Here is a 26,338-nt window from a genome sequence, read left to right as displayed (position 1 = left end):
CAGATTTTGCTTAACAAATTGGAATCATTGCTGGCGAAAGCGGACATTGAGTTATCACTGGGACAAAAACAGCAGCTCGTCGCCTATGTTGACATGCTGAATAAGTGGAACAAGGCTTATAACCTGACCTCTGTCCGTGATCCGCAACAGATGCTGGTTCGTCATATTATCGACAGCATCGTGGTTAATCCATTCCTGCATGGAACGCGATTTATTGATGTGGGAACAGGGCCAGGCTTGCCAGGTATCCCGCTGGCAATCGTACGTCCAGATTCCCATTTCACTTTATTGGACAGTTTGGGAAAACGTGTGCGCTTTTTGCGTCAGGTTCAGCATGAACTGGGTTTGACCAATATTGAACCAGTACAGAGTCGGGTTGAAGAATTTATCCCTGAGCCTCCGTTTGATGGGGTGATTAGCCGTGCATTTGCTTCACTGCAAGACATGTTGTCATGGTGCAGCCATCTCCCCAAACCCTCTGAAGGGCGTTTTTATGCCTTGAAAGGCATATTACCGGAAGATGAATTGGTTCAATTACCAATGGGGATTGTGCTCGACAGCGTGATTCCTCTCCAAGTTGCAGAGTTGGATGAACAGCGTCATGTGGTAATACTTAAGTCAAACTAACTTTGCTATTTGTCAATAAAAATCTAAATAATTAGTGACGCTAACAACACTTAAAATGTAACGAGCGTTACTAATTATTCCTTTCCATAGACTAAACTTCATTTACTGATGATTTACAGAAAACCAACGTTATTTTTATATTGGTAGAACTTCTCTTTTCAAAGATAGTTATCGGTTTTCTTTATAAAAGAACTTAGGAGAAAGTGAGTAAAATAATCATTGAATCTTTTTTATTGGTATATCAGATAAAACTTTATGGGTGTAATATTAATTGGTTGATTTTCAGTAGAAAAAATAAAAGATTTTTATCATATATTTAATGATAAATATAATTAATGGTTTTTGTTTGATGTGATGTGCATCACGTTTAATTTTGAGTCTGTACCCTTAGCCATGACAGAATATTAAATGGTATTTGTGAGCGATCTAGCAGCAAAGTTAGAAATTTAAATAATTATTCACTTTTTCGCTACTTATGGATTGAATTCATTTTGGCTGCCCGTATAATTTGCACGTTTTTGTCACTTGACACTCTTAAGCAAAGCCAGTTTTATACAACATTCAGTAAAGCCTGATATGTGATGGTGTACCACAGGGAGAAAACAAAAGTCATGTCTGTATCCCTTTACAGCGGTAGAACGGCACTGAAACTGTTATTTTGGCAGTTAATGACTTTTGTTATTCTCAGTGTAGCTTTTTGTACCAAAAGTATAGAGTGGGGCGTTTCTGCTTTTGCCGGCGGGTTGGCATGTTGGCTACCAAATGTCATTTTTATGCTGCTTAGCCGCTTCCAAAAGGTAAAGGAAGAAGGCGTTCCAGTACGGATTGCATGGTTTTTCGCGATTAGCGAAGGGGTGAAGGTTATCATGACGATAACCGTGCTGATAGTCGCTTTAGGGGTGTTCAAGGCGGCATTTGCACCACTTGGTGTGGCCTATTTAGCGGTGCTGATGGTGCAGATCATCGCACCTGCCGTAATGAACGGTTAGCGTTTTTAACAACAAAAGGGTAAAAAGCATCATGTCTGCATCAGGAGAAGTTTCAACTTCGGAGTACATAAGTCATCACTTGAAGCACCTTCAGTTGGACTTGCGTACCTTTGAGTTGGTCGATCCCCACGCTAGTGGTTATGAGGCGACGTTCTGGACGTTAAATATTGACTCGCTTTTTTTCTCCATCGTATTAGGGATGTTGTTTCTGTTTGTATTCAGAAGAGTCGCGGTTCGCGCCACTGATGGCGTGCCGGGGAAATTTCAGACTGCAATAGAAATGGTAATCGGTTTCGTGGATAACACTGTTCGTGATATGTATCACGGCAAGAGCAAAGTGATAGCGCCTCTGGCTTTGACTGTGTTCGTCTGGGTGTTACTCATGAACGCATTGGACTTGCTGCCAATCGATATGATTCCTTATGTCGGTGAACACTTCTTCGGCTTGCCTGCTCTGCGCATTGTTCCAACCGCAGATGTCAGTGTGACTTTGTCGATGGCCCTTGGCGTCTTTGTCCTCATCCTGTTTTACAGCATTAAGATGAAAGGGATTCGTGGTTTTGCGAAGGAGCTGACATTGCAGCCTTTCAATCATCCACTGTTTATTCCAATTAACTTAATTCTGGAAGGGGTCAGCTTGCTGTCTAAACCGATATCACTTGGTCTGCGACTGTTTGGTAATATGTATGCTGGCGAATTGATCTTTATTCTTATCGCTGCTCTTTTACCAGTGTGGTCACAGTGGTTACTCAGCGTGCCTTGGGCGATTTTCCATATACTGATTATTACGTTACAAGCCTTTATTTTCATGGTTCTGACGATTGTTTATCTGTCGATGGCATCTGAAGAGCATTAATTTTTATCAATCAATAATTGTGTTTTAACTTGAAACAAACTGGAGACTGTCATGGATATAAACATGGATCTGCTGTACATAGCTGCCGCTATTCTGATGGGTTTGGCGGCTATTGGTGCTGCGATCGGTATCGGCATCCTCGGGGGTAAATTCCTGGAAGGCGCTGCTCGCCAACCTGATCTGATTCCTCTGCTGCGTACGCAGTTCTTTATTGTCATGGGCCTGGTTGACGCCATCCCGATGATTGCTGTGGGCCTGGGCTTGTTTATGATGTTCGCTGTTGGCGGTTAATAAAACAGAACTTAAAATTACGCCAATTCATTAATTGAAATAGAGGTATTGTGTCGTGAATATTAACGCAACAATCCTCGGCCAGGCCATTGCGTTTGTCCTGTTTGTTCTGTTCTGCATGAAGTATGTATGGCCTCCGATCATGGCGGCCATTGAAAAACGTCAGAAAGAGATTGCTGACGGTTTGGCTTCAGCAGAGCGTGCTAAAAAGAACCTGGACTTAGCGCAAGCCAATGCGACCGACCAACTGAAAAAAGCGAAAGCGGATGCCCAAGTTATCATTGAACAGGCTAATAAACAAAAAGCCCAGATTATTGATGATGCTAAAGCAGAAGCCGAGCTGGAACGTAACAAAATTGTAGCGCAGGCTCATGCTGAAATTGAAGCTGAACGCAAACGCGCTCGTGAAGAGTTACGTAAACAGGTTGCGATGCTGGCGATCGCAGGTGCCGAGAAAATCATCGAACGTTCCGTGGATGAAGCTGCTAACAGCGACATCGTTGATAAACTGGTCGCTGAACTGTAAGGAGGGAGGGGCATGTCTGAATTCGCTACGGTAGCTCGCCCCTACGCCAAAGCAGCTTTTGACTTTGCTGTAGAACACCAATCTCTCGAACACTGGCAGAACATGCTGGCGTTCATTGCTGAGGTGACTCGTAATGAGCAGGTTGGTGAGCTGCTTTCCGGTTCATTGGCACCGGAAACGTTAGCTAAAACCTTCATCACCCTTTGTGGTGAGCAGGTTGATGAGCATGCTCAGAACTTTATTCGTGTCATGGCAGAAAATGGTCGCTTGCTGGTACTGCCAGAAGTCTTCCAGCAATTTATCCAATTGCGTGCATCACTTGAATCGACTATCGATGTTGAAGTGATTTCTGCATCCGAACTGAATGAGCAGCAGCAGGCTAAAATTTCTGCGGCGATGGAAAAACGTCTGTCACGCAAAGTGAAGCTGAATTGCAAAATTGATAAGTCTGTTATTGCCGGTGTGGTTATCCGCGCAGGTGACATGGTGATCGATGGCAGTATTCGTGGCCGTCTGGATCGTTTAACAGACGACTTGCAGTCTTAAGGGGACTGGAGCATATGCAACTGAATTCCACCGAAATCAGCGAACTGATCAAACAGCGTATTGCTCAGTTCAATGTCGTGAGCGAAGCTCACAATGAAGGAACGATTGTTTCCGTTAACGACGGTATCATTCGTGTCCACGGTTTAGCTGACGTCATGCAGGGTGAAATGATCTCCCTGCCTGGCAACCGTTACGCAATTGCACTGAACCTGGAGCGCGACTCTGTAGGTGCGGTTGTCATGGGTCCGTATGCTGACTTAGCCGAAGGCATGAAAGTCAAATGTACTGGCCGTATTTTGGAAGTACCTGTTGGTCGTGGTCTGCTGGGTCGTGTTGTGAACACACTGGGCGAGCCGATTGACGGCAAGGGCGCGGTTGAGCACGATGGCTTCTCACCCATTGAGGTTATCGCACCCGGTGTTATCGATCGTCAATCCGTTGACCAGCCTGTCCAGACAGGTTACAAATCCGTTGATGCCATGATCCCAATCGGCCGCGGCCAGCGTGAGCTGGTTATCGGTGACCGTCAGACCGGTAAAACCGCTCTGGCTATCGATGCGATCATCAACCAGCGTGATTCTGGTATCAAATGTATCTATGTTGCGATTGGCCAGAAAGCCTCTACCATTGCTAACGTGGTGCGTAAACTGGAAGAGCACGGCGCACTGGAAAACACCATCGTGGTTGTTGCCTCCGCTTCTGAATCTGCGGCCCTGCAATATCTGGCACCCTACTCGGGTTGTGCGATGGGTGAATACTTCCGTGATCGCGGTGAAGATGCACTGATTGTTTACGATGACCTGTCTAAACAGGCTGTCGCATACCGTCAGGTTTCCCTGTTGCTGCGTCGTCCACCTGGACGTGAAGCATTCCCTGGTGACGTTTTCTATCTGCACTCCCGTCTGTTGGAGCGTGCAGCGCGTGTTAACGCTGAATACGTTGAAAAATTCACCAACGGTGAAGTGAAGGGTAAAACAGGTTCTCTGACTGCGCTGCCAATCATCGAAACTCAGGCGGGTGACGTTTCTGCGTTCGTACCAACCAACGTTATCTCCATCACTGATGGTCAGATCTTCCTTGAATCTTCTCTGTTCAACTCCGGTATCCGCCCAGCGGTTAACCCAGGGATTTCCGTATCCCGTGTCGGTGGTGCGGCTCAGACTAAGATCATCAAGAAACTGTCTGGGGGCATTCGTACCGCTCTGGCTCAGTACCGTGAACTGGCGGCATTCTCCCAGTTTGCTTCTGATCTGGATGATGCAACGCGTAAGCAGTTGGATCATGGTCAGAAAGTGACTGAGTTGTTGAAACAGAAACAGTATCTGCCGATGTCCATTGCACAGCAGGCCCTGTCTCTGTTTGCCGCTGAGCGTGGTTATCTGGAAGATATCGAAATCGCGAAAGTGGTCAGTTTCGAAGCTGCGTTGTTGGCGTATGCTAGCCGTGAACATGCTGATCTTCTGAAAGAGATTGACCAGTCTGGTGATTACAATGGAGAGATCGAAGCGAAGCTGAAAGCTCTGTTGGAATCCTTCAAGGCGACTCAGTCCTGGTAACACTATTCGGCCCGGTTTGATTAAAAAACACGGGCCGTCTGGTTGAATTCGGAGAAGCAGAAATGGCCGGCGCAAAAGAGATACGTACCAAAATCGCCAGTGTGCAAAACACGCAAAAAATCACTAAAGCGATGGAGATGGTCGCCGCGTCCAAAATGCGTAAAACGCAGGATCGCATGGCGGCCAGCCGTCCTTATGCAGAAACCATTCGCAGCGTGATTGGACACCTTGCGTTAGGTAATCTGGAATACAAACATCCCTACCTTGCAGAGCGCGAAGTGAAGCGTGTTGGGTACGTGGTTGTTTCGACAGACCGTGGTTTATGTGGCGGTTTGAACATTAACTTGTTCAAAAAATTGCTGATAGAAATGAAAGACTGGTCTGATAAAAACGTCCAGGTTGATTTGGCACTTGTTGGATCAAAAGCGGTATCTTTCTTTTCTTCTGTTGGCGGCAACATTGTTGCCCAAGTAACAGGGATGGGAGATAACCCATCATTGTCCGAACTGATCGGGCCAGTCCACGTCATGATGCAAGCATATGACGAAGGGCGTCTGGATAAACTGTATATAGTGACAAACAAGTTCATGAATACCATGTCTCAGGTTCCGACGATTACTCAGTTATTGCCTCTGCCAGCCGGAGACGATGAAACACTGAAGAAGAAGTCCTGGGATTATCTGTATGAACCAGATCCTAAGGCGTTGTTGGATACCCTGCTGCGCCGCTATATAGAATCGCAAGTTTATCAGGGCGTCGTTGAAAACCTGGCTAGTGAACAGGCCGCACGAATGGTAGCGATGAAAGCCGCGACCGATAACGGTGGCAACCTGATCAAAGAGTTGCAGTTGATTTACAACAAGGCTCGTCAGGCCAGCATCACTCAGGAACTCACCGAAATCGTTTCGGGTGCTTCTGCGGTTTAACAGCTAGGTTTACGAATTACGTAGAGGATTCAAGATGGCTACTGGAAAGATTATCCAGGTAATCGGCGCCGTAGTGGACGTCGAATTCCCTCAGGACAGCGTACCAAAAGTATACGATGCCCTTGAGGTTAAAAACGGTGAAGAAAAACTGGTGCTGGAAGTTCAGCAACAGTTAGGTGGGGGTATTGTCCGTTGTATCGCAATGGGTACCTCCGATGGCCTGCGCCGTCATTTGGACGTCACTGATTTAGGGCACCCAATCGAAGTCCCGGTGGGTAAAGCCACACTGGGTCGTATCATGAACGTATTGGGCGATCCCATTGACATGAAAGGTGAGATCGGCGAAGAAGAGCGCTGGTCAATTCACCGTACAGCACCCACCTATGAAGAGTTGTCCAACTCTCAGGAACTGCTGGAAACCGGTATCAAAGTTATGGACCTGATCTGCCCGTTCGCCAAGGGGGGTAAAGTGGGTCTGTTTGGTGGTGCGGGTGTGGGTAAAACCGTTAACATGATGGAACTGATCCGTAACATCGCGATCGAGCACTCAGGTTACTCCGTATTTGCCGGTGTGGGTGAACGTACCCGTGAAGGTAACGACTTCTATCATGAAATGACCGACTCAAACGTACTGGATAAAGTTTCTCTGGTATACGGTCAGATGAATGAGCCACCAGGAAACCGTCTGCGTGTCGCCTTGACGGGTTTGACCATGGCAGAAAAATTCCGTGATGAAGGCCGTGACGTTCTGCTGTTCGTTGACAACATTTACCGTTATACCCTGGCAGGAACAGAAGTCTCTGCCCTGTTGGGACGTATGCCATCTGCGGTAGGTTATCAGCCAACATTGGCGGAAGAGATGGGTGCGCTGCAAGAGCGTATCACCTCAACCAAAACGGGTTCTATCACCTCCGTACAGGCCGTTTACGTTCCTGCGGATGACTTGACTGACCCATCACCTGCGACAACCTTTGCTCACTTGGATGCAACTGTGGTATTGAGCCGTCAGATCGCATCCTTGGGGATTTACCCTGCGGTTGACCCGCTGGATTCAACCAGCCGTCAGCTTGATCCACTGGTTGTTGGTCAGGAACACTATGACGTGGCGCGTGGCGTTCAGTCTATCCTGCAACGTTATCAGGAACTGAAAGACATCATCGCCATTCTGGGGATGGATGAACTGTCAGAAGACGATAAACTGGTTGTGGCACGTGCCCGTAAGATCCAGCGCTTCCTGTCCCAGCCATTCTTCGTTGCCGAAGTCTTCACCGGTTCACCAGGTAAATTCGTTCCTCTGAAAGACACCATCCGTGGCTTCAAGGGCATCCTGAACGGTGATTATGACCACCTGCCAGAGCAGGCGTTCTATATGGTTGGCTCCATCGAAGAAGCTGTGGAAAAAGCGAAAGCGCTTTAATACGGCTGACGGGAGGTTGATATGGCTGCAATGACGTTCTCCCTGAACGTAGTCAGTGCTGAAAAACAGATGTTTGAAGGGCTGGTACAGAAGATTCAGGTGACAGGTAGTGAAGGTGAGCTGGGGATCTATCCTCAACACACACCACTACTTACTGCCATAAAACCGGGCATGATACGTATTGTTAAGCAGTTTGGTGAAGAAGAGTTTATCTACCTGTCGGGTGGTATTCTTGAAGTTCAGCCAAACGGCGTTATCGTACTGGCCGATACAGCGATCCGTGGTAAGGATTTGGATGAAGCTAAAGTGCTTGAAGCCAAGCGCAAGGCAGAAGAACACATCCGTAATTCTCACGGCGATGTTGATTATGCTCAGGCATCTGCTGAATTGTCGAAAGCGATCGCGAAACTTCGCGTTATCGAGCTGACAAAGAAAATGATGTAATCAGTACCCGATAGATTTCGAATTGCATCTCATCATTGAGCGGCAACTTGAAAGATAAGGGGACAGGCAGTGAGATAAAAAGCCAGTTGGTGAAAGCTAACTGGCTTTTTTGCTTTTATTGCATTTTTGCATTGCAAAATATGTGGCAATTTATTTTGCAAACAGGTTTACTTTCACACTTAAAATTAGAATTGTCAGGTTTCTTATGTCTATTATCTCAAACAGTAACAGTGCAAAAAGTGTCGTGATCCTTGCCGCTGGTAAAGGAACACGCATGTATTCTGCCCTTCCCAAAGTTCTGCACTTGCTGGCCGGTAAACCCATGGTTCAGCATGTCATTGACACTGCAATGGAATTGGGTACTGAAAATGTTCATTTGGTTTATGGGCATGGCGGTGACCTGATGAAGCAAGTACTTGCTAACCAGAATTTGAACTGGGTACTGCAAGCGGAACAGCTTGGCACGGGTCATGCCATGCAGCAAGCAGCTCCGCACTTTTCGGATGATGAAGATATTCTGATCCTTTACGGCGATGTGCCGCTGATTGGCAAAGATACCCTAGCGCGTTTGATTGCAGCAAAACCTGCGGGTGGAATTGGGTTATTGACGGCCATTCTGGATAATCCAACGGGTTATGGCCGTATCATTCGTGAACAGGGTGAAGTGACCGGCATTATCGAACAGAAAGATGCCACGGAAGAACAGCGTAAAATCAACGAAATCAACACCGGTATTTTGGTGGCGAATGGCGGGGATTTAAAACGTTGGTTATCAAGGTTGGAAAACAACAACGCCCAAGGCGAATATTACCTGACCGATGTTATTGCCCTTGCCCACCAGGAAGGGCGTCAAATCAAGGCCGTACACCCAAGCCGCTTAAGTGAGATGGAAGGGGTTAACAATCGCCTGCAACTTGCCACTCTGGAGCGCATTTACCAGTCAGAACAAGCTGAAAAACTACTGCTGGCCGGCGTCATGTTGTTAGATCCTGCTCGTTTTGATCTGCGTGGAACATTAGAACATGGCCGTGATGTGGTGATTGATACTAACGTGGTTATCAAGGGTCATGTCACACTGGGAAATAATGTTCAGATTGGCACTGGCTGTATCCTGAAAAATTGCGTGATTGGTGATGGGGCAGTGATTAGTCCTTACACTATCATCGAAGAGTCTGAAATTGCGGCTGAGTGCACCATTGGGCCTTTTGCCCGTTTGCGCCCAGGTTCCAAATTGGCGGAAAAAGCGCACGTTGGCAATTTCGTAGAAATGAAAAAATCCACGCTTGGCGAAGGTTCCAAGGCGGGTCACCTGACTTATCTTGGTGATGCTGAAATTGGCAACAACGTAAATATTGGTGCGGGAACCATCACCTGCAATTATGATGGTGCCAATAAATTTAAAACCATCATTGGTGATGATGTCTTTGTGGGTTCTGACACCCAACTTGTCGCACCCGTGACCGTCGCGCAAGGGGCGACAATTGGTGCCGGAACCACAGTCACAAAAAACATTGCTGAAAACGAATTGGTGATCAGCCGCGTAAAGCAAACCCATATTAAAAATTGGCAGCGTCCAGTAAAGAAAAAATAATTAAGCTGTATCCATAATAAAAATCCCCATCTCTACAAAGCTCGGGGACGGCAAAGCCGGAACACGATTTGCCGTAAGACAATCAGGTTGTGCGACATAAAAAGGGCGTTTATTCGCCCTGTTTTTAGGAATAAAACAAAATGTGTGGAATTGTTGGTGCTTGTGCACAACGAGATATTGCAGAAATACTGATCGAAGGTCTTCGTCGCCTGGAGTATCGTGGCTATGACTCTGCGGGTATGGCTGTTGTTGACAGTCAAAACGCTGACGGTGAAAACCGCATGACCCGCCTGCGTGAAGTGGGTAAAGTGCAGATGCTGGCTGATGAAGCGGACAAACAGCCTGTTATTGGTGGTACGGGGATTGCCCACACGCGTTGGGCGACGCACGGTGAGCCCAGCGAACGCAATGCCCATCCCCACGTTTCTGAACATATCGCGGTTGTGCATAACGGCATTATTGAAAACCACGAAGAATTGCGCGAAACATTAAAAGCGCGTGGTTATACCTTCTCTTCTGATACCGATACTGAAACGATTGCCCATCTTGTTCACTGGGAACAGCAACAAGGCGGTTCACTGCTGGAAGTCGTTCAGCGTGTCATTCCACAATTACGCGGCGCTTATGGCACCGTGATTATGGACAGCCGTCACCCTGATATGCTGGTCGCTGCGCGCTCTGGCAGCCCACTGGTGATTGGTTTGGGCGTGGGGGAAAACTTCCTTGCCTCTGACCAATTGGCGCTGCTGCCGGTGACCCGTCGCTTTATCTATCTGGAAGAAGGTGACATCGCCGAAATCACCCGCCGTACCGTTCGCATCTTTGATGTACAGGGCGAAGCGGTTGAGCGCGAGCAAATTGAATCCAACGTTCAATACGATGCAGGTGATAAAGGGGTATACCGTCACTACATGCAGAAAGAGATTTACGAGCAGCCAATGGCGATCAAAAGCACATTGGAAGGCCGTTTGAGTAATGGTCAGGTCAATCTGTCCGAACTGGGTACTAATGCAGCGGGATTGCTGTCCCAAGTTGAGCATATTCAAATCGTCGCTTGCGGCACCTCTTTTAACGCGGGCATGGTTTCGCGCTACTGGTTCGAATCACTGGCAGGCATTCCATGTGACGTTGAAATCGCTTCTGAATTCCGTTACCGCAAGCCAGCACGCCGCAAAGGAAGCCTGCTGATCACCCTGTCCCAGTCTGGTGAAACGGCTGACACCTTGGCTGCCCTGCGTCTATCCAAAGAGCTGGGCTATCTGACTTCATTGACTATCTGTAACGTTGCCGGTTCCTCTTTGGTACGTGAATCTGAATTTGCCCTGATGACCAAAGCCGGTGCTGAAATCGGTGTGGCATCGACCAAAGCCTTTACCACCCAGTTAACCGTATTGCTGATGCTGGTGGCTTACATGGGACGCCTGAAAGGAGCTGATACCGCACTGGAACAGGACATTGTTCACGCCCTGCATGCCCTGCCAAGCCGCATTGAAAGCATGTTGTCCAAAGACAAGCTGATTGAAGCGTTGGCGGAAGACTTCTCTGAAAAGCATCATGCCCTATTCCTTGGCCGTGGCGATCAGTACCCAATCGCCGTTGAAGGTGCGCTGAAACTGAAAGAGATCTCCTACATTCACGCAGAAGCTTACGCTGCCGGTGAACTGAAGCATGGCCCGCTGGCACTGATCGATGCGGACATGCCAGTGATCATCGTTGCACCGAACAACGAACTGCTGGAAAAACTGAAATCCAACATCGAAGAAGTCCGCGCCCGTGGCGGTTTGCTGTACGTCTTCGCCGATCAGGATGCTGGTTTCACCAACAGCGAAAACATGAAGATCATCCCCCTGCCCCACGTAGAAGAGTTGATCGCCCCGATCTTCTACACCGTGCCACTGCAATTGCTGTCTTACCACGTTGCCTTGATCAAAGGTACGGATGTGGATCAGCCGCGTAATCTGGCGAAATCGGTGACGGTGGAGTAATACTCATCTATTCTAATATAGAAACATGAAGAAAATTTAAACTTTCTAAATCCGGTTATGTGTAAGTAAGCCGGATTTTTTTATTCAGTTAATAATAAAAGTATCTAATTGAATGATCTTATGTTGTTAAGAGTAAGAAAATTTTGCTCATGAGGTATCACGGTTTTTAGAGGAAATAACCTTGTTATCCATTCATTGATACATCAAGTATCTAATGGACGCGATTCTAAACCCTCAATGAGAGCTCACTGCCGCCGTAAAGCATATCGGTTCCAGTTCAGTAGAGCTGATATTATTTCGATGCTTTAGTTATTATTTTGATTAATTTTCAATTGATTAAGTTATGGTGTGGTCTGAAATCAGTGAATAAAACATTGCTGAAATTGTGCGGAGTCAATCTGTGAAGTAAATTTTCCAATGTTGATTAAATAACGTTCACACTCTCTCCCTGGGTAGCATCAACCTGTTAAGGACAGTACAATCATCGTTTCTGACTTGCGATATATATACCAATCGCCATTGAAGATGCTTGATTTCTTATCCAAACCCGATCATGCTTGCAATCATGAAAATTCATCTGACACCAGAACAAAAACGTGCCCTCGAATTGATGCATGATACCACTCGTGATAGTCGAGTCTGTGATCGCATCAAGGGCGTGGCTTTTGGGGGTCAGAGGGGGGGGCCGCTCCAAATGATTGGTCGGGCCTTTAGGTTTTCATAAAATTACGGTAAGCCGTCCCCTTAAAAGATTTCATCGCGCAGGAAAAATTCCCCCCCGGAAAAGGGGGTTTGAAAGCCATCTTTTTCCCAAACAAACCGCCGTTCTGTTGATTTTTGGCGGCAAATTTGCTGCATACGACCGCTTCAAATGTGGATTATGTACGAGCTCGTTGGCAGGTGTCTTTCAGCGTGGGAGGCATGACGAAATGGCTTCACCGACAAGGTTTCAGCTACAAAAAGCCAAAGGGCGTTCCTCATAAATTCGATGCGGATAAGCAGCAACAATTTATTGATGACTACCAGTCTCTGAAAGACCGGGCAGGTCAGAATGAACCTATCCTATTTATTGATGCGGTGCATCCTTCGCAGTCCACAAAGCTCAGCTATGGTTGGATGAAAGCGGGGAAAAATCAGGTAAAAGTGGTCGAAACCACCGGCAGTCGTACCCGTCTCAATCTTCTGGGCGCCCTCAATTTACAACGAATTGAAGACACCGTGATCCGTGAATACCCGAGTATCAATGCCGAAAATATCGCGTATTTTTTCGGCGCTATTAGAGAAACTTACCCACTTTCGCAAAAAATTCATATTATTCTGGATGGGGCGGGTTACCACCGGGCAGAATTGGTGAAAGAGGTGGCATATGTCCTTAATATTGAACTGCATTACCTACCGCCTTACAGCCCAAACCTCAATCCAATAGAGCGATTGTGGAAGTATATGAATGAGCAAGTACGTAACAATGTTTATTTTCCGGATGCGAAGACATTCCGTGAAACCCTTCGTCACTTTTTTCATGTCACTTTGCCAGAAAAAGCGAAAGAACTCACGACTAGACTGACTGACAACTTTCAGATTTTAAAACCTGCATCTTCAAGTTAGATTGGTATATCGCAAAATTGGTTCTTCTCTCAACATTGGTTACAAACGATATGAAGTATGACAAAACCTGGATTGGCGACCTCCTCGGTGGTTCTTTGATGAGCCGTGAGAGCCGTTTAATCGCTGAACTGATGTTGCAATCACCCAATGAGGAAGAATGGCAGAATTATCTTGTCGTTGAAAATATCCTTCAGGCATCTTCTGATAAGACGGCAATTCGCTATTCGCGCACACTCCGCTTACGTCTGTCCATGCTTGATAGTAAAGGATTAGAGCTTATTGCCTTTGGTAGTGAACGAGAGAGAAATCAGTGTTTGATTGTGGCATTGATGTTGCAGTCACCTGTAGTTGAAGTGTTTATCTCATTGGTTGTCAATGATGCTAAAAGACAGTTCCGCGAATCTCTCCCCATGAATGCATGGGAAACTTTCGTTGAAGACCAAAGCAGTGTTCATCCAGAGTTGAAAAATTTTTCTGAGTCTTCGCTCAAGAAAATGGGTAATAACACGATAAAAGCATTGAGCGAAGTGGGGTATATTGATACGCCGCGTCGCCGCAACTTACAGACGGTATACCTACTACCGGAGGTTCAAGATCTGTTAGCGCGTATTGAACGTAATGATTTGGTTCCCTTGATGGAGGGGAAACAGTGACGGATAAAGTTCTGGAGTATCGCCTGGCACAAATCGAAGCACGTATTGAAGCGGAAGGTATTCCGCGCAATATGCGCCCAGGAAATGAAATCAGTTTCTGGATCTTTGACTATCCAGCGCAGGAAGAAATCAGGGTCAGAGAATATTTGCAGTTTCTTGTAAAACGGTTAGAGAAAAATTATTCCTTTGTTCACCTAAATATTTTCAAAATTTTGGTAGATATGTTGGAAGACAGAAATTTGTTTTGGCGGGTTTGTGCACGAGAAAAGCAGATTGGTACTGAGCAGATGAAAAAACATCTGGCGGGGTTGTTAAGTCAAAAAAATATTGCTGACCATATCGCCAAAGCCGTTGCATTAAAAGATCAAAATTTTGTGATTGTTTCAGGGTTAGGCAGTGCGTGGCCATTTGTTCGTGGCCATGAGTTGATGAGCGCCCTACAGGATGTTATGGGTTTTACGCCTCTATTGATGTTTTATCCGGGTACCTACAGCGGTTATGACTTAACACCGTTGTCTGGCATTGATTCCCGTAACTATTATCGTGCATTCCGATTGGTTCCTGAAACTGGCCCTGCGGCATTGCTGAATAATTATTGAAGAGCACAGCTATGAAAATTGAACAAATCTTTGCCAAACCTATTAATAGGAATATCAATGGGGTTGTTAAGGCTGAACAGACTGATAACGAAAGCGCTTACGTAGAATTAGACGAATATGTCATCACCCGTGAACTTGATCGCCATTTTAGTGCTTTCTTCGAGTCTTATTTGCCAGCAGTAGGCCCTGAGCGCATCAGTGTTGAGAATAAGATTGGCGTTTGGGTTTCCGGTTTCTTTGGTTCTGGTAAATCGCATTTCATCAAAATTTTGTCTTATTTATTGGCCAACCGCGAGGTTAGTCACAAGGGTGATAACCGTAAAGCGCTGTCATTTTTTGAAGAGAAAATTGATGATAAGTGGCTGTTGGCTGATATTCACCGCGCAGTGAAATATCCTACAGAAGTGATTTTGTTCAATATTGATTCTCGAGCTAATGCTGATGACCGTGAAGATGCGATCCTTAAAGCCTTTCTTAAGGTCTTTAATGAACGTATAGGTTACTGTGCGGATTTCCCGCATATCGCGCATTTAGAACGCGAATTGGATCGCCGTGGTCAATATATCGAATTCAAGAAGAAATTTGCTGAAATTACCGATTCGTCGTGGGAGAAAGAGCGTGAAGCGTATGATTTCTTCCGCGACGAAATGGCGCAAGCCCTAAGCTTTGCCTGTGGTCAAACTGAAGAATCATCCCGTCAGTGGGCAGAGCAGTTTGACACCAATTTTCCTTTAGACATCACCAACTTCTGCAAGTGGGTAAAAGAGTATTTAGACAACAAAGGAGACGGCAACATCCTGTTTATGGTCGATGAAGTGGGGCAATTCATCGGCAAAAATACTCAAATGATGTTAAAGCTACAGACCATTACCGAGAACCTCGGTACTATCTGTGGCGGCCGTGCATGGGTTGTGGTGACATCACAGGCTGATATTGATGCGGCCATTGGCGGCATGGATCGTCGAGATGGCCAGGATTTTTCTAAAATTCAGGGACGTTTCCCAACCCGTTTACAGCTTTCCAGTTCGAACACTTCCGAAGTAATTCAAAAGCGTTTGCTTACTAAAACGGAGCCAGCAGCAGAAGCTCTGCAAAATATTTTTGCAGAAAAAGGCGATATCCTGCGTAACCAGCTGGCTTTTGATGCCACCACGAAAGCGACCCTCAAACCTTATACTCAGTCTGCGGAATTCGTTGATAACTATCCATTCGTTCCTTGGCACTTCCAGCTGGTGCAAAAAGTATTTGAGTCCATCCGTACCAAAGGTGCTACCGGTAAACATTTGGCCATGGGAGAACGCTCGCTGTTGGCTGCGTTCCAGTCGGCAGCACAGGAGGTACAGAACCAAGATTTACATACGTTGATCCCATTCTGGCGCTTCTATAAACCGATTGAAGGTTTTCTTGAGCCAGCGGTTAAACGCACGATCGAACAGGCAGACGATCTTGGCTTATATGAGCAAGATATCCAACTATTAAAAACATTATTCTTGATCCGCTATGTGGATGTGTTGAAGAGTACTTTAGATAATCTTGTTACATTAACTATCGATCGTATTGATGCGGATAAAATTACATTACGCCGCCAGATTGAAGCCAGCCTTCATCGCCTTGAAAACCAAATGCTGATAGCTCGTAGTGGTGACGAATATCTGTTCTTAACGAATGAAGAAAAAGAGATTGAGAACGAAATTCGCAACGTGGATGTAGAATACACCACCATCAACAAGCGTCTTTCAAACATTATTTTTGACGACTTACTGAAAAACCGAAAATACCGTTATCCGGTCAACAAGCAAGACTTCCCAATAAGCCGCTTCTGTAATGGGCATCCTTTAGACGGTGCTAACTTGGAAGACTTAGTGGTGAAAATTCTGACACCGCTAGATACCAGCTATAAGCATTACGAAGATGATTTAACCTGTATTCCGTATTCGAAAGATGAGCGCTGTATCTTGATCCGCTTGGGTGATGAGCCGCTGGTCTGGAAAGACTTGGAAACAATGGTTAAGACCGAGAGTTTTCTCAACAAGCAATCAGGACAACGGCCGGAACAGGCAATGCTGCTGGCGGAGAAATCGCGCGAAAATCAGTATCGCGAAAAAACACTGCGCGTACGGATTGAACAGCTGTTGGCCGAAGCTGCGGTTTATGCCATTGGCGTGCGTTTGCCGAAGAAATCTGCCTCACCGACGGCGATTGTGGATGAGGCATGCAAATACGTTATCGAAAACAGCTTCGCGAAGCTGAAACTGTTGCGTTCAACCGACGGTGAGATTAGCCGTGAAATCCATGCACTTCTTACCATTGAAGATGCAGCGCAAATTAATCTGGATATGTCCGCTGAAGAGTGCAACCCGGAAGCCAAGCGTGAAGTTGAGCTTTGGGTGAGTATGTGTGTTGAACATCATAAAGCAGTGTATCTGCGTGATGTGCTCACCCACTTTGGGCGTCGCCCTTATGGTTGGCCGGAAGATGAGGTTAAGTTGCTGGTCGCACGTTTGGCGCGTTCAGGGAAAATTAGCTTCACCAAGCAAAACAATCAGCTCTCACTTAAGCAGGCGTGGGATGAATTTGAAAACTCCCGTCGCCATAGCGAGTTACGCTTACTAAAAGTGCGCTTGCATGATGAAAGCCAGTTGCGTAAAGCAGCACACATCATGAATGATGCGGCAGCCGAATCGTTCAATGAGCGTGAAGAACAAGCGCTCGCAAAGCATATTCGTACTACGTTAGAAGGCTGGGAGCGGGAATATGTGGGCTACCAAACAACGGCCAAAACGGGCAAGTTCCCCGGTGAAAAAGAGATACAGGAAGGTCTGCGTTTGATTAAATCTCTGTTATCGCAAAAAGAGGATTTTGCGTTGGTAGAGAAGGTAATTGACGAGTCGAACGCATTGGCAGATTTTGCAGAAGATCGCGATGACCTTAGCGATTTTTACGGCAACCAGTTCCAAGCGTGGCAGCAGCTTTCTGGTGCGTTGAATGGTAGCTTTAAGGCTAACCGCAGCGCGCTGGAGAAAGACGATAAAGCACAAAAGGCTTTGATTGAGCTCCACAATATCTACCAAATGGTGAGCCCGTATTCCCATATGCGTCGTGTGGTACCGTTAATTGAAGAGGTGCAAGCCGTAAACCAGCGCCTGTTGGCAGAAGCGCGTGAGCACGGCTTGCAACGTATTGATAACCGCATCGAAGATGTTAAATCACAAATGTTGCAGATTCAGACGCCAGATACGTTGTTAAATCAGGCGTTACGCCCCATGCAGCAAAGCCGCGAACGCGTTCTGCATACTCAATCGATTCCCGAGATCTATAACGAACAAAAAGAAGTTAAGGCGCAGCAAGAGCAAGCTGAACGCCTGATGAATAACTGGATCGATGAGCAGCGCAAGAAGCGACTAGCAGAAGAAAAAGCAGCGAAGGCCAGCGGACAAACTTCACCAACCCCAGTACAACCTGCCCATAAGCCAAGTAATCCTGTGCCGATGCTTAAAAAGATCCGAGCTATCCACGCCACCCGTGAAATGACAAAGGTGATTGGCGGTGATGTGATCGATACTACTGAACAAATGGAAAAGGCACTGGCACAACTGCGAGAAACGCTGCTTGAAACGCTCAATGCAGGTGATCGCATTCGTCTTCAATAACTCGATTTGAAATAATTCCGCAGGTGAGAGTTTCTCCCGCCTGCAAAAATTGGATTAGCAATGAACACTTCCAACATCAAAAAATATGCCCCTCTAGCACGAACCCAGTTTTGTAATGCTATTGCACAAAAGCTCACTTCTTTAGGGATTCACGTCGATAAAAAAGGCCAATTGCAGATTACTGATGCCACAGAAGTGGGTGATCAGGTTCATTTTGGTAGTTTTGCTCACCCTAAAACGGTGTTAACTCGTCGCCATTATTTAGTGGAACGTGCACATGTGATGGGATACATGCAGCTGGTTGAGCATGTAGCTCATACATGGTTTAACCGTTTGTGCGCGTTGCGTTATATGGAACTGCATGGGTATCTCGATCATGGTTTTAGGGTACTTTCCAACCCAAACGATGCGCTTGGGTTTGAAGTGTTAGAGCATGTGCCAGAAGTGGCCACCAGTCTTGGGTTGAAAAATACGCAACAGTTGGTGGAGATGAAGCTGGCGGGCGATCAAGATGAAGCACTATACCGTGAGCTGCTGTTAGGTCAGTGTCATTTCCTGCATAAAGCGATGCCGTTCCTGTTTGATTCGTTGAACGATGAAACTGAATTGTTGTTGCCTGATAACCTGATGCGCACCGACTCTATTTTGCGTGGTTTGGTTGATAGCATTCCTGAGGAAGATTGGGAACAGGTTGAAGTTATCGGCTGGCTGTATCAGTTCTACATCTCTGAGAAGAAAGATCTGGTAATGGGCAAGGTGGTGAAGAGTGAGGATATTCCTGCTGCGACTCAGCTCTTTACTCCAAACTGGATTGTGCAATATCTGGTGCAAAACTCGGTAGGTCGCCAATGGCTGCAAACTTATCCCGATTCTCCGTTAAAACAGAGTATGCCGTACTACATCGAACCGGCAGAGCAAACACCCGAAGTGCAGGCTCAATGGGCAGCAATAACACCGGACAGCATTGAGCCGGAAAGCATTAAGGTGCTGGATCCTGCCTGTGGTTCTGGGCATATTCTGATTGAAGCCTATAACGTTTTGAAGCGTATTTATGAAGAGCGTGGTTATCGCAGCCGTGATATTCCGCAGTTGATTCTAGAGAACAATATCTTTGGTTTAGATATCGACGACCGTGCGGCGCAGCTTTCAGGTTTTGCCTTGTTGATGATGGCTCGTCAGGACGATCGCCGTATCTTCACCCGTGATATTCGCCTAAATGTGCTTTCATTGCAGGAAAGTGCTCAGCTGGATATTCCTGCGCTGTGGCAGGCACTTAACTTGGATCAACAGAGTAGTACTGGTAACACTGTGGATATGTTTGCGCAAGATGTTGTGAGCACAGAAAACCACAGCGAAGAATATCAACTACTGTTGAGAACTTTGGCGCTGTTTACACAGGCTAAAACGTTGGGTTCATTAATTCAGGTTCCACAGCAGGATTCCGAAGCATTATACGCCTTTTTACAGCAGCTGATTGAACTGGAAAATAATGGTGATACTCATCAGAAAGAAGCGGTACATGTGATAATTCCATTTATCCATCAGGCATGGTTGCTGGCACAGCGCTATGATTCTGTGGTAGCGAATCCGCCGTATATGGGCGGAAAAGGAATGAATCGTGAGCTGAAAGAGTTTGCTAAGAAACAGTTTCCGGATAGTAAGTCTGATTTGTTTGCGATGTTTATGCAGCATGCGTTTAGCCTGTTAAAAGCCAATGGCTTTAATGCTCAGGTTAATATGCAGTCGTGGATGTTCCTGTCTAGCTATGAAAAATTGCGTGAATGGCTATTAGATACCAAAACGTTTGTTACCATGGCGCATTTAGGCGCTAGGGCATTTGGGCAGATTTCAGGTGAGGTAGTCCAGACTACGGCTTGGGTATTGAATAAACATCATGCTGATGGTTATCAACCAGTATTTTTCCGTTTAATTGATGGTAATGAAGAAGAAAAGTGCACAGCGTTAAAAGAACAGTATCAGCGTTTCGATAACACTAAACAGGGTGATTTCAAAAAAATTTCTGGGGCTCCTATAGCGTATTGGGTTAGTGAAGATATAGTTCATGTTTTCGAACAGAATGTACCTTTTAGTGAGTTTGGTGAAACTTTACAAGGGATGACCACATGTGATAATGATTTCTACTTGCGATATTGGTATGAGGTATGTTTCGAGAAAATAAATTTTGAAAGTGTAGATAGAAAAGCTGCTTATAAATCAGCAAGTAAATGGTTTCCGTATACTAAGGGTGGAGCTATAAGAAAATGGTATGGAAATAATGAGTATGTAGTAAATTGGGAAAGGGATGGTGAATTATTACGCACAAGAAAACATCCAACACAAGATAAAATATGGGCACATAATTTTAATTTAGATCATATTTTTAACTCTGGAATTACATATAGTAGTTTATCTTCAGGTTCATTTTCATGCCGTTTTATTCCTAATGGCTACTTATTTGATCAGAAAGGTTCAATGGTATTTGTACCTAATCATTTGACTCTTAGCACGATGTCATTTCTCAATAGTTCCTTTTGTAAAGATATAGTAAATTTACTTTGTCCTACTCTTGATTTTAACCCTGGCTCATTATTAAAGATTCCAACTAAGAAAAAATTGCTTAGTGATGATTTATTAAAATCCTTCTGTAATGATTTAATTACATTATCTAAGTTTGATTGGGATTCTTATGAGGAATCGTGGGAGTTTAAGAAAAATCCAGTTTTATCATTTAATTGTAATAGACTAAAAATAAGTATTGAAGAGTACTTTAAGCAAAATGAAAAGATATCTAATGATATGAAACATATTGAGGAAGAAATAAATAAAATAGTAAATGATATCTATAATGTTAGCAATTCAATGCCTTTTGAGGTTTCCTTATCAAATGTAACGGTTAAAAGAAATTTATTATTTAGATATAGTGAATTATTAGGGTTAGATGATAAAAAAAATAGAAATCAATCCGACACCCTAGCCGAACTCCTCAGCTACGCCATTGGCTGCATGATGGGCCGCTACTCTCTCGATAGAGAAGGCTTGGTCTACGCTCACGCCGGCAATAAAGGTTTTGCTGAGCTAGTCGAGCAGGGTGCCTACAAAACCTTCCCAGCCGATAACGATGGAATTCTGCCATTAATGGATTCTGATTGGTTTGATGATGACATCACCACCCGCGTGCGCGAGTTTGTCCGCACTGTGTGGGGTGAAGAACATCTGCAAGAAAACCTCGATTTTATTGCTGAAAGCCTGTGCTTATACGCCATCAAACCGAAAAAAGGCGAGTCTGCACTCGACACCATCCGCCGTTATCTTTCCACTCAGTTCTGGAAAGATCATATGAAGATGTATAAGAAACGCCCAATTTACTGGCTATTTAGTTCGGGTAAAGAGAAGGCGTTTGAGTGCCTGGTTTATCTGCATCGCTATAATGACGCCACGTTAGCGCGCATAAGAACTGAATATGTGGTGCCACTGTTGGCACGTTATCAAAGCAATATTGATCGCCTGCAAAAACAGCGTGATAACGCATCTTCCACCGCCGAAGCTAACCGACTGAAAAAAGAGCAAGAAGGGCTGAGCAAAAAATTTAACGAACTGCGAGGTTTCGACGACCGTTTGCGTCACTATGCTGATACGAGGATCACTATTGATCTCGATGACGGTGTTAAGGTTAACTACGGCAAGTTTGGCAACCTGCTCGCGGATGTGAAAGCTATCACGGGCAATAAGGCTCAGGAGGAATAGATGAGTAGCGCTCCACTAACCATTAAAGGTTTTAAAAGCATTGCTGAATTATCGATAACTGATGAGAACTCGCCATTTATCGCGTTCGCGGGTTCTAATGGTGCAGGTAAAAGTAATATTACGGATGCTCTGGCTTTCTTTGGTGCCGTGGTGAAGACTGGAGCTACTCAAGCAATTAGAGATTTCGGTGGCTTCCAGCATATTCATTGCTATAAATTGCGAGGTAAAAACCGCGCTACTGTTGAGCTTCGTCTGGTGATTACGATCAGCCAGCAGCAATTCGATTATCTTCTGACGATCACAGAGATGGATAAAAAACCGGTTATTACCGAACAACTCTCCGTTGATGGTGCAGTTGTTATTGAGCGTAAGCAGAGTGATAAAGTCAATATTGTGTTGAAACCCGGGGCTAAACTCACAGAGTTACCCGCTTATTCTTCAGACATGACAGCCTTGATGTTGCTAGGGGAAAGCCCGTTTTATCAATATATCACTAACATTGAAGTGTTTCGCATCGACCCTCTTTCTGCGAAGAAAGCCAACAATTCGTCAGTAGATGAGACGTATCTTGACACTCATGGCAGTAATATTGCGTCTGTGCTTTCTAGGTTGGAAAAGGATGTTGAGTTTAAAGAACAAATCTTAGACTGGATGGAACTCATTGTGCCTGGCATGGAAAGCGTGTCAACTGAGAAGAAAAAACTGGATGGTGCTACGGTACTGACCTTTAAAGAAAAAGGCACGGCAAATCCTTTTCCCGCAAATTTGATTTCTGATGGCACTATTTATGCGCTATGCATTATGACCGCGGTTTTAAGTCGTGCATCCAAGCCGGGTATGACCATCATTGAAGAGCCTGAGCGTGGTATTCATCCTAAGGCTATTGGTGAGTTAGTACAACTGATGCGTGATACTGCTTCACTTGCACATCCCATAATTATTACGACTCACAGTGAGTCTGTAGTGCGTAATCTGGAGCCAAAAGAGCTCTGGCTCGTGAGCAAGAACGATGGCAAAACTCAGCTGAAACACGCTTCTGATTCAGGTGTAGATAAGAAGCAAATCCCACTAGATACTGCGTGGCTAACGAATCTATTTGACGGTGGTTTACCATGGTAAAAGTGGGATTTATCGTTGAAGGTGCCAGTGAGTCAATAATCATTAGTTCTCCTAACTTTAAAGCTTTTTTGTATGCACATGGTTATGAACTAGTTACACCTGTTGTTGATGCTGAAGGCGGGGGAAATCTGTTGCCTAAATATATAGAGAGTTTTATCGACAGATTACAGAAAGCAGGTGCAGAGAAAATTTGTATTCTCACTGATTTGGAAGAGGCTAACTCCCCGAATGAGGTTAGGACTCGTATTGCACATGATGATATTGATATTTGCTTTATTGCCGTAAAAGCGTTGGAAGCATGGTTTTTAGCTGATACTGAGGCTATGAAAATCTGGCTTAATGAAGATGCGTTTTTTGAAGAACATCCCGAGGCGACACAAGGTATGCCGTGGGAGCGCTTGAGAGAACTTGGACGACAACCAGGCAAAAGAGGTCCCGCGAATAAAGTGAGCTTTGCGAAAAAGATGGTCAACTATTATGGTTTTAAGGTAGATAACGCCGCCCAACATCCTAATTGCCACAGCGTGAGAGAACTTACCGAGTATTTTGAGGCAGATAATGCAAATTAAAGACCTGAACGCAGGTATCACTCAAAAGTTTGAACAGTATCGGATCGTGTTTTGGCACGATCCCGATAAGCATTTCAACAGTGTTCTACCTAATCTTGGATTGGAAAGCGTTATTGTATTGGACATGAGTACAGAATCACTGCTGGCGATAAAAAAAAGAATCGAACTTGATCAGCCAGAGCAAAAATTTCTGCTCTATTTTAACTGTGAACGGCCAGCGCGTGAGCAGGATTGGCTGTTGGATATTCGTTTATATAGTGATGAATTCCATGCTGACCATGCAGCGATGATTCTAAGTGATCTCAAGATCCCTCAATTGGGTTTACGTGAATATATTCAAAGACGTGAGGCGTTTTTTGCCGTTAACGCACGTACTCAAACCCTAAAAAATTGGATCACCGAAGGTGAGTCAGAAGAATCACTGGATAAAAAAATGCTGGCGGTAGTCGCAGGCGCTAAGTCATTTGAGACTAAAGAGATCCTGTTTAGCCTGATGCAGCATTACGTGCGCCAACATCGTGATGAAGAAGATAACGCGTTGGAAAATATTTTGGTGGTGATGGAATGCCTGCAACTTACCTCAGTACTGTGGAAAATTCTTCAGCAGGAAATGAGCTATCAGAGTGAAACCCCTTCGCTGGATGACTTTATCCTCAAACTGTTCTGCACCGATTTGTGGTTGCAGGGGGATAAAGAACGACGTGATTGGTTGAACAGCAATGTGTTACGTACAGCTGCGGGTAAGGCTTCGGCATTAGCCTTTATGGCGAGTTGGCGCGCTGATCGTCGTTTCAGTGAAGATTATGATTTTATCGCCAATCAGCTTGCTGCCAAGTTTGACCTTAACGAGCACTATCGTGAAAGTTCGCCGTATGCTCTACAAGAATGTGAAACCTTTGAGGCTATCGAACAATTTATCATTAAGGCCTTGGTTACACTGTTGTTGGAGCAGAGCACAACGCTCGATCGCGTCGCGTTTAAGAATTTATTATCGCATCGTTTAATGGCGCATTGGTGCCAAACCAGGCCAGGATATTATTCCATTTATGAAGCGTTACGCCATGCGGAACGGCTACTGAATTTACGTAATATCCATGTTGATGGTTTCCACTATGCTGACTCCTCCTCATTGTGGAAGGCCTATTGCTCGGAACTTCATCGTTTTGATCAGGCATATCGTTTATTTAACGAGAAGGCCATGCAGGTGCACAGTAAAGGCGCAGATATTTTACGTGCGCTTGATGAACATATTGAAGCGCTTTACACCAACTGGTATTTAGCTGAGCTGAGCCGCGAATGGAACCGTCTGCTGGATGATGAACAGAAGCTACAAACATGGAAATTCAACGGGATCCCGTTGCAGTGTAATTTCTATAATGACGTGGTAAAACACGAATTAAGTACCACGAAGGTTAAACGTGTCTTCGTTATTATTTCCGATGCATTGCGTTACGAGGTTGCTCAGGAATTAGACAGTCTAATTAACAGTGAAAAGCGCTTTAGCTCTGAGTTGCGTTCTCAAACCGGGGTGTTGCCAAGTTACACCCAATTGGGGATGGCAGCGCTTTTACCTCACAGAGAACTAAGTTACCTGCCAGATAATTCTGGGATAATTTACGCTGATGGGCAATCGACACATGGCTTTATTAATCGTGAAGCTATTTTGCGTAATGTGAAAGGTATGGCGGTTAAGTCAGAAGAGCTGTTTAAGTGGAATAACAGTGAAGGCCGTGAAAAAGTCCGTGATGCAGAAGTGGTTTATATCTGGCATAACACGATTGATGCGACTGGCGATACAGGGTCAACCGAGGATAAAACCTTTGAGGCTTGCCGTACGGCGATCAATGAGCTTAAGGATTTAGTGACCCGCGTCATTAACCGCTTGAATGCCACTCGTGTTTATATCACGGCTGACCACGGTTTCTTATTCCAGCAACGTCCGTTGACTGAGACAGATAAAACCAAGTTGCAAATTAAGCCAGAAAATACCATTGAAGCGAAGAAACGTTTCATCATTGGGCATCAACTTCCTGATGACCCATTCTGCTGGCGTGGAAAACTTGCTGATACTGCTGGCAGCAGTGATAACAGTGAGTTTTTGCTACCCAAGGGGATACAGCGTTTCCACTTCACCGGTGGTGCCCGTTTTGTTCACGGTGGCGCGATGTTGCAAGAGATTTGTGTCCCTGTTCTACAGGTAAAACCGTTGGATAAAGCAAAAGCAGAAAAACGTCAGCAACGTCCAGTTGGCGTGGTGGCAAAGAGTCAAAACATTAAGCTGGTCAGTAATATTGATAAAGTTAGCTTTATTCAGACGGAGCCGGTTAATGAACAGTATCGTGCACGCCAACTCACTATCTATATTGTCGATGTTGGGAATAACATCGTTTCGGCGAAGGAAACGGTAAATTTTGATAGTGATAATGAAGGTATGGATCAACGTGTACGTGATGTTACGTTGAAGTTGGCAGGTAATCAGTTTGACCGTAGAAACTGTTACACGCTAGTGTTGGAAGACAGCGAAACCCAGACGCGTTTTAGCCAATATGCTGTGACCATTGATCTCGCCATTCAGGATGATTTCTTTTAAGTGAGGCATCATGCTACCGGACAATAAAGACAGCCAGTTGCCAGATACATTCTCT

The 26,338-nt window shown here is 45.3% G+C and carries 19 protein-coding genes and 1 pseudogene; all 20 read left to right on the top strand.

Annotated features, from left to right (window positions below; translation table 11 throughout):
• Positions 1-6: 6 nt before the first annotated feature.
• The 20 genes and pseudogenes from rsmG (at position 7) to pglZ (ending at position 26,283) form a co-directional block, all read left to right on the top strand.
• Complete coding sequence (gene rsmG / locus XDD1_RS00255) at positions 7-627, top strand: 16S rRNA (guanine(527)-N(7))-methyltransferase RsmG (protein WP_045967715.1); 621 nt, start codon at positions 7-9, stop codon at positions 625-627.
• Positions 628-1,238: 611 nt separating this feature from the next.
• Positions 1,239-1,616, top strand: coding sequence for a F0F1 ATP synthase subunit I (gene atpI / locus XDD1_RS00250; protein WP_045973258.1), 378 nt, complete (start codon positions 1,239-1,241; stop codon positions 1,614-1,616).
• A gap of 31 nt (positions 1,617-1,647) precedes the next feature.
• Positions 1,648-2,472, top strand: coding sequence for a F0F1 ATP synthase subunit A (gene atpB, locus XDD1_RS00245; protein ID WP_045967713.1), 825 nt, complete (start codon positions 1,648-1,650; stop codon positions 2,470-2,472).
• 51 nt (positions 2,473-2,523) lie between these two features.
• Complete coding sequence (gene atpE / locus XDD1_RS00240; RefSeq protein ID WP_045967711.1) at positions 2,524-2,763, top strand: F0F1 ATP synthase subunit C; 240 nt, start codon at positions 2,524-2,526, stop codon at positions 2,761-2,763.
• Positions 2,764-2,818: 55 nt separating this feature from the next.
• A complete protein-coding gene (gene atpF / locus XDD1_RS00235; RefSeq protein ID WP_045967709.1) occupies positions 2,819-3,289 on the top strand; it encodes a F0F1 ATP synthase subunit B in 471 nt (156 codons plus the stop codon).
• A 12-nt stretch (positions 3,290-3,301) separates the two neighbouring features.
• On the top strand, positions 3,302-3,835 hold the full coding sequence (gene atpH, locus XDD1_RS00230) for a F0F1 ATP synthase subunit delta (protein WP_045967707.1): 534 nt from the start codon (positions 3,302-3,304) through the stop codon (positions 3,833-3,835).
• Positions 3,836-3,849: 14 nt separating this feature from the next.
• Positions 3,850-5,391: a F0F1 ATP synthase subunit alpha gene (gene atpA / locus XDD1_RS00225; protein WP_045967705.1), complete on the top strand. Its 1,542-nt coding sequence runs from the start codon at positions 3,850-3,852 to the stop codon at positions 5,389-5,391.
• Between the two features lie 62 nt (positions 5,392-5,453).
• The gene (gene atpG / locus XDD1_RS00220; protein ID WP_045967703.1) at positions 5,454-6,317 is read left to right on the top strand and encodes a F0F1 ATP synthase subunit gamma; all 864 of its coding nucleotides are present in this window, start codon (positions 5,454-5,456) and stop codon (positions 6,315-6,317) included.
• 34 nt (positions 6,318-6,351) lie between these two features.
• Entirely contained in the window at positions 6,352-7,734 is a 1,383-nt protein-coding gene (gene atpD, locus XDD1_RS00215; RefSeq protein ID WP_045967702.1) for a F0F1 ATP synthase subunit beta, read from the top strand.
• Between the two features lie 21 nt (positions 7,735-7,755).
• The gene (locus XDD1_RS00210) at positions 7,756-8,178 is read left to right on the top strand and encodes a F0F1 ATP synthase subunit epsilon (protein WP_045967700.1); all 423 of its coding nucleotides are present in this window, start codon (positions 7,756-7,758) and stop codon (positions 8,176-8,178) included.
• Between the two features lie 205 nt (positions 8,179-8,383).
• Positions 8,384-9,769, top strand: a complete 1,386-nt coding sequence (gene glmU / locus XDD1_RS00205; protein WP_045967698.1) for a bifunctional UDP-N-acetylglucosamine diphosphorylase/glucosamine-1-phosphate N-acetyltransferase GlmU — start codon at positions 8,384-8,386, stop codon at positions 9,767-9,769.
• A 140-nt stretch (positions 9,770-9,909) separates the two neighbouring features.
• Complete coding sequence (glmS, locus tag XDD1_RS00200; protein ID WP_045967696.1) at positions 9,910-11,754, top strand: glutamine--fructose-6-phosphate transaminase (isomerizing); 1,845 nt, start codon at positions 9,910-9,912, stop codon at positions 11,752-11,754.
• A gap of 565 nt (positions 11,755-12,319) precedes the next feature.
• Positions 12,320-13,359, top strand: a pseudogene (locus XDD1_RS00195) (IS630 family transposase).
• A 50-nt stretch (positions 13,360-13,409) separates the two neighbouring features.
• Positions 13,410-14,012: a DUF1819 family protein gene (locus XDD1_RS00190; protein ID WP_045967693.1), complete on the top strand. Its 603-nt coding sequence runs from the start codon at positions 13,410-13,412 to the stop codon at positions 14,010-14,012.
• On the top strand, positions 14,009-14,611 hold the full coding sequence (locus XDD1_RS00185) for a DUF1788 domain-containing protein (protein WP_045967691.1): 603 nt from the start codon (positions 14,009-14,011) through the stop codon (positions 14,609-14,611). The genes XDD1_RS00190 and XDD1_RS00185 overlap by 4 nt, the downstream gene beginning before the upstream one ends.
• 11 nt (positions 14,612-14,622) lie before the next feature.
• A complete protein-coding gene (brxC, locus tag XDD1_RS00180) occupies positions 14,623-18,261 on the top strand; it encodes a BREX system P-loop protein BrxC (protein ID WP_045967689.1) in 3,639 nt (1,212 codons plus the stop codon).
• Between the two features lie 60 nt (positions 18,262-18,321).
• A complete protein-coding gene (gene pglX, locus XDD1_RS00175; RefSeq protein WP_045967687.1) occupies positions 18,322-22,005 on the top strand; it encodes a BREX-1 system adenine-specific DNA-methyltransferase PglX in 3,684 nt (1,227 codons plus the stop codon).
• Positions 22,006-23,124, top strand: a complete 1,119-nt coding sequence (locus XDD1_RS00170; RefSeq protein ID WP_045967685.1) for an AAA family ATPase — start codon at positions 22,006-22,008, stop codon at positions 23,122-23,124.
• A complete protein-coding gene (locus XDD1_RS00165; protein WP_045967683.1) occupies positions 23,118-23,693 on the top strand; it encodes a hypothetical protein in 576 nt (191 codons plus the stop codon). The genes XDD1_RS00170 and XDD1_RS00165 overlap by 7 nt, the downstream gene beginning before the upstream one ends.
• Positions 23,683-26,283, top strand: coding sequence for a BREX-1 system phosphatase PglZ type A (gene pglZ / locus XDD1_RS00160; protein WP_045967681.1), 2,601 nt, complete (start codon positions 23,683-23,685; stop codon positions 26,281-26,283). Before XDD1_RS00165 ends, pglZ begins: the two co-directional genes overlap by 11 nt.
• The last annotated feature ends 55 nt before the right edge of the window (positions 26,284-26,338 follow it).

This window comes from Xenorhabdus doucetiae (assembly GCF_000968195.1).
GTDB lineage: Bacteria > Pseudomonadota > Gammaproteobacteria > Enterobacterales > Enterobacteriaceae > Xenorhabdus > Xenorhabdus doucetiae.
The sequence above is the reverse complement of the archived record's forward strand: the minus strand, read 5'-3'. Positions and strand labels throughout refer to the sequence as shown.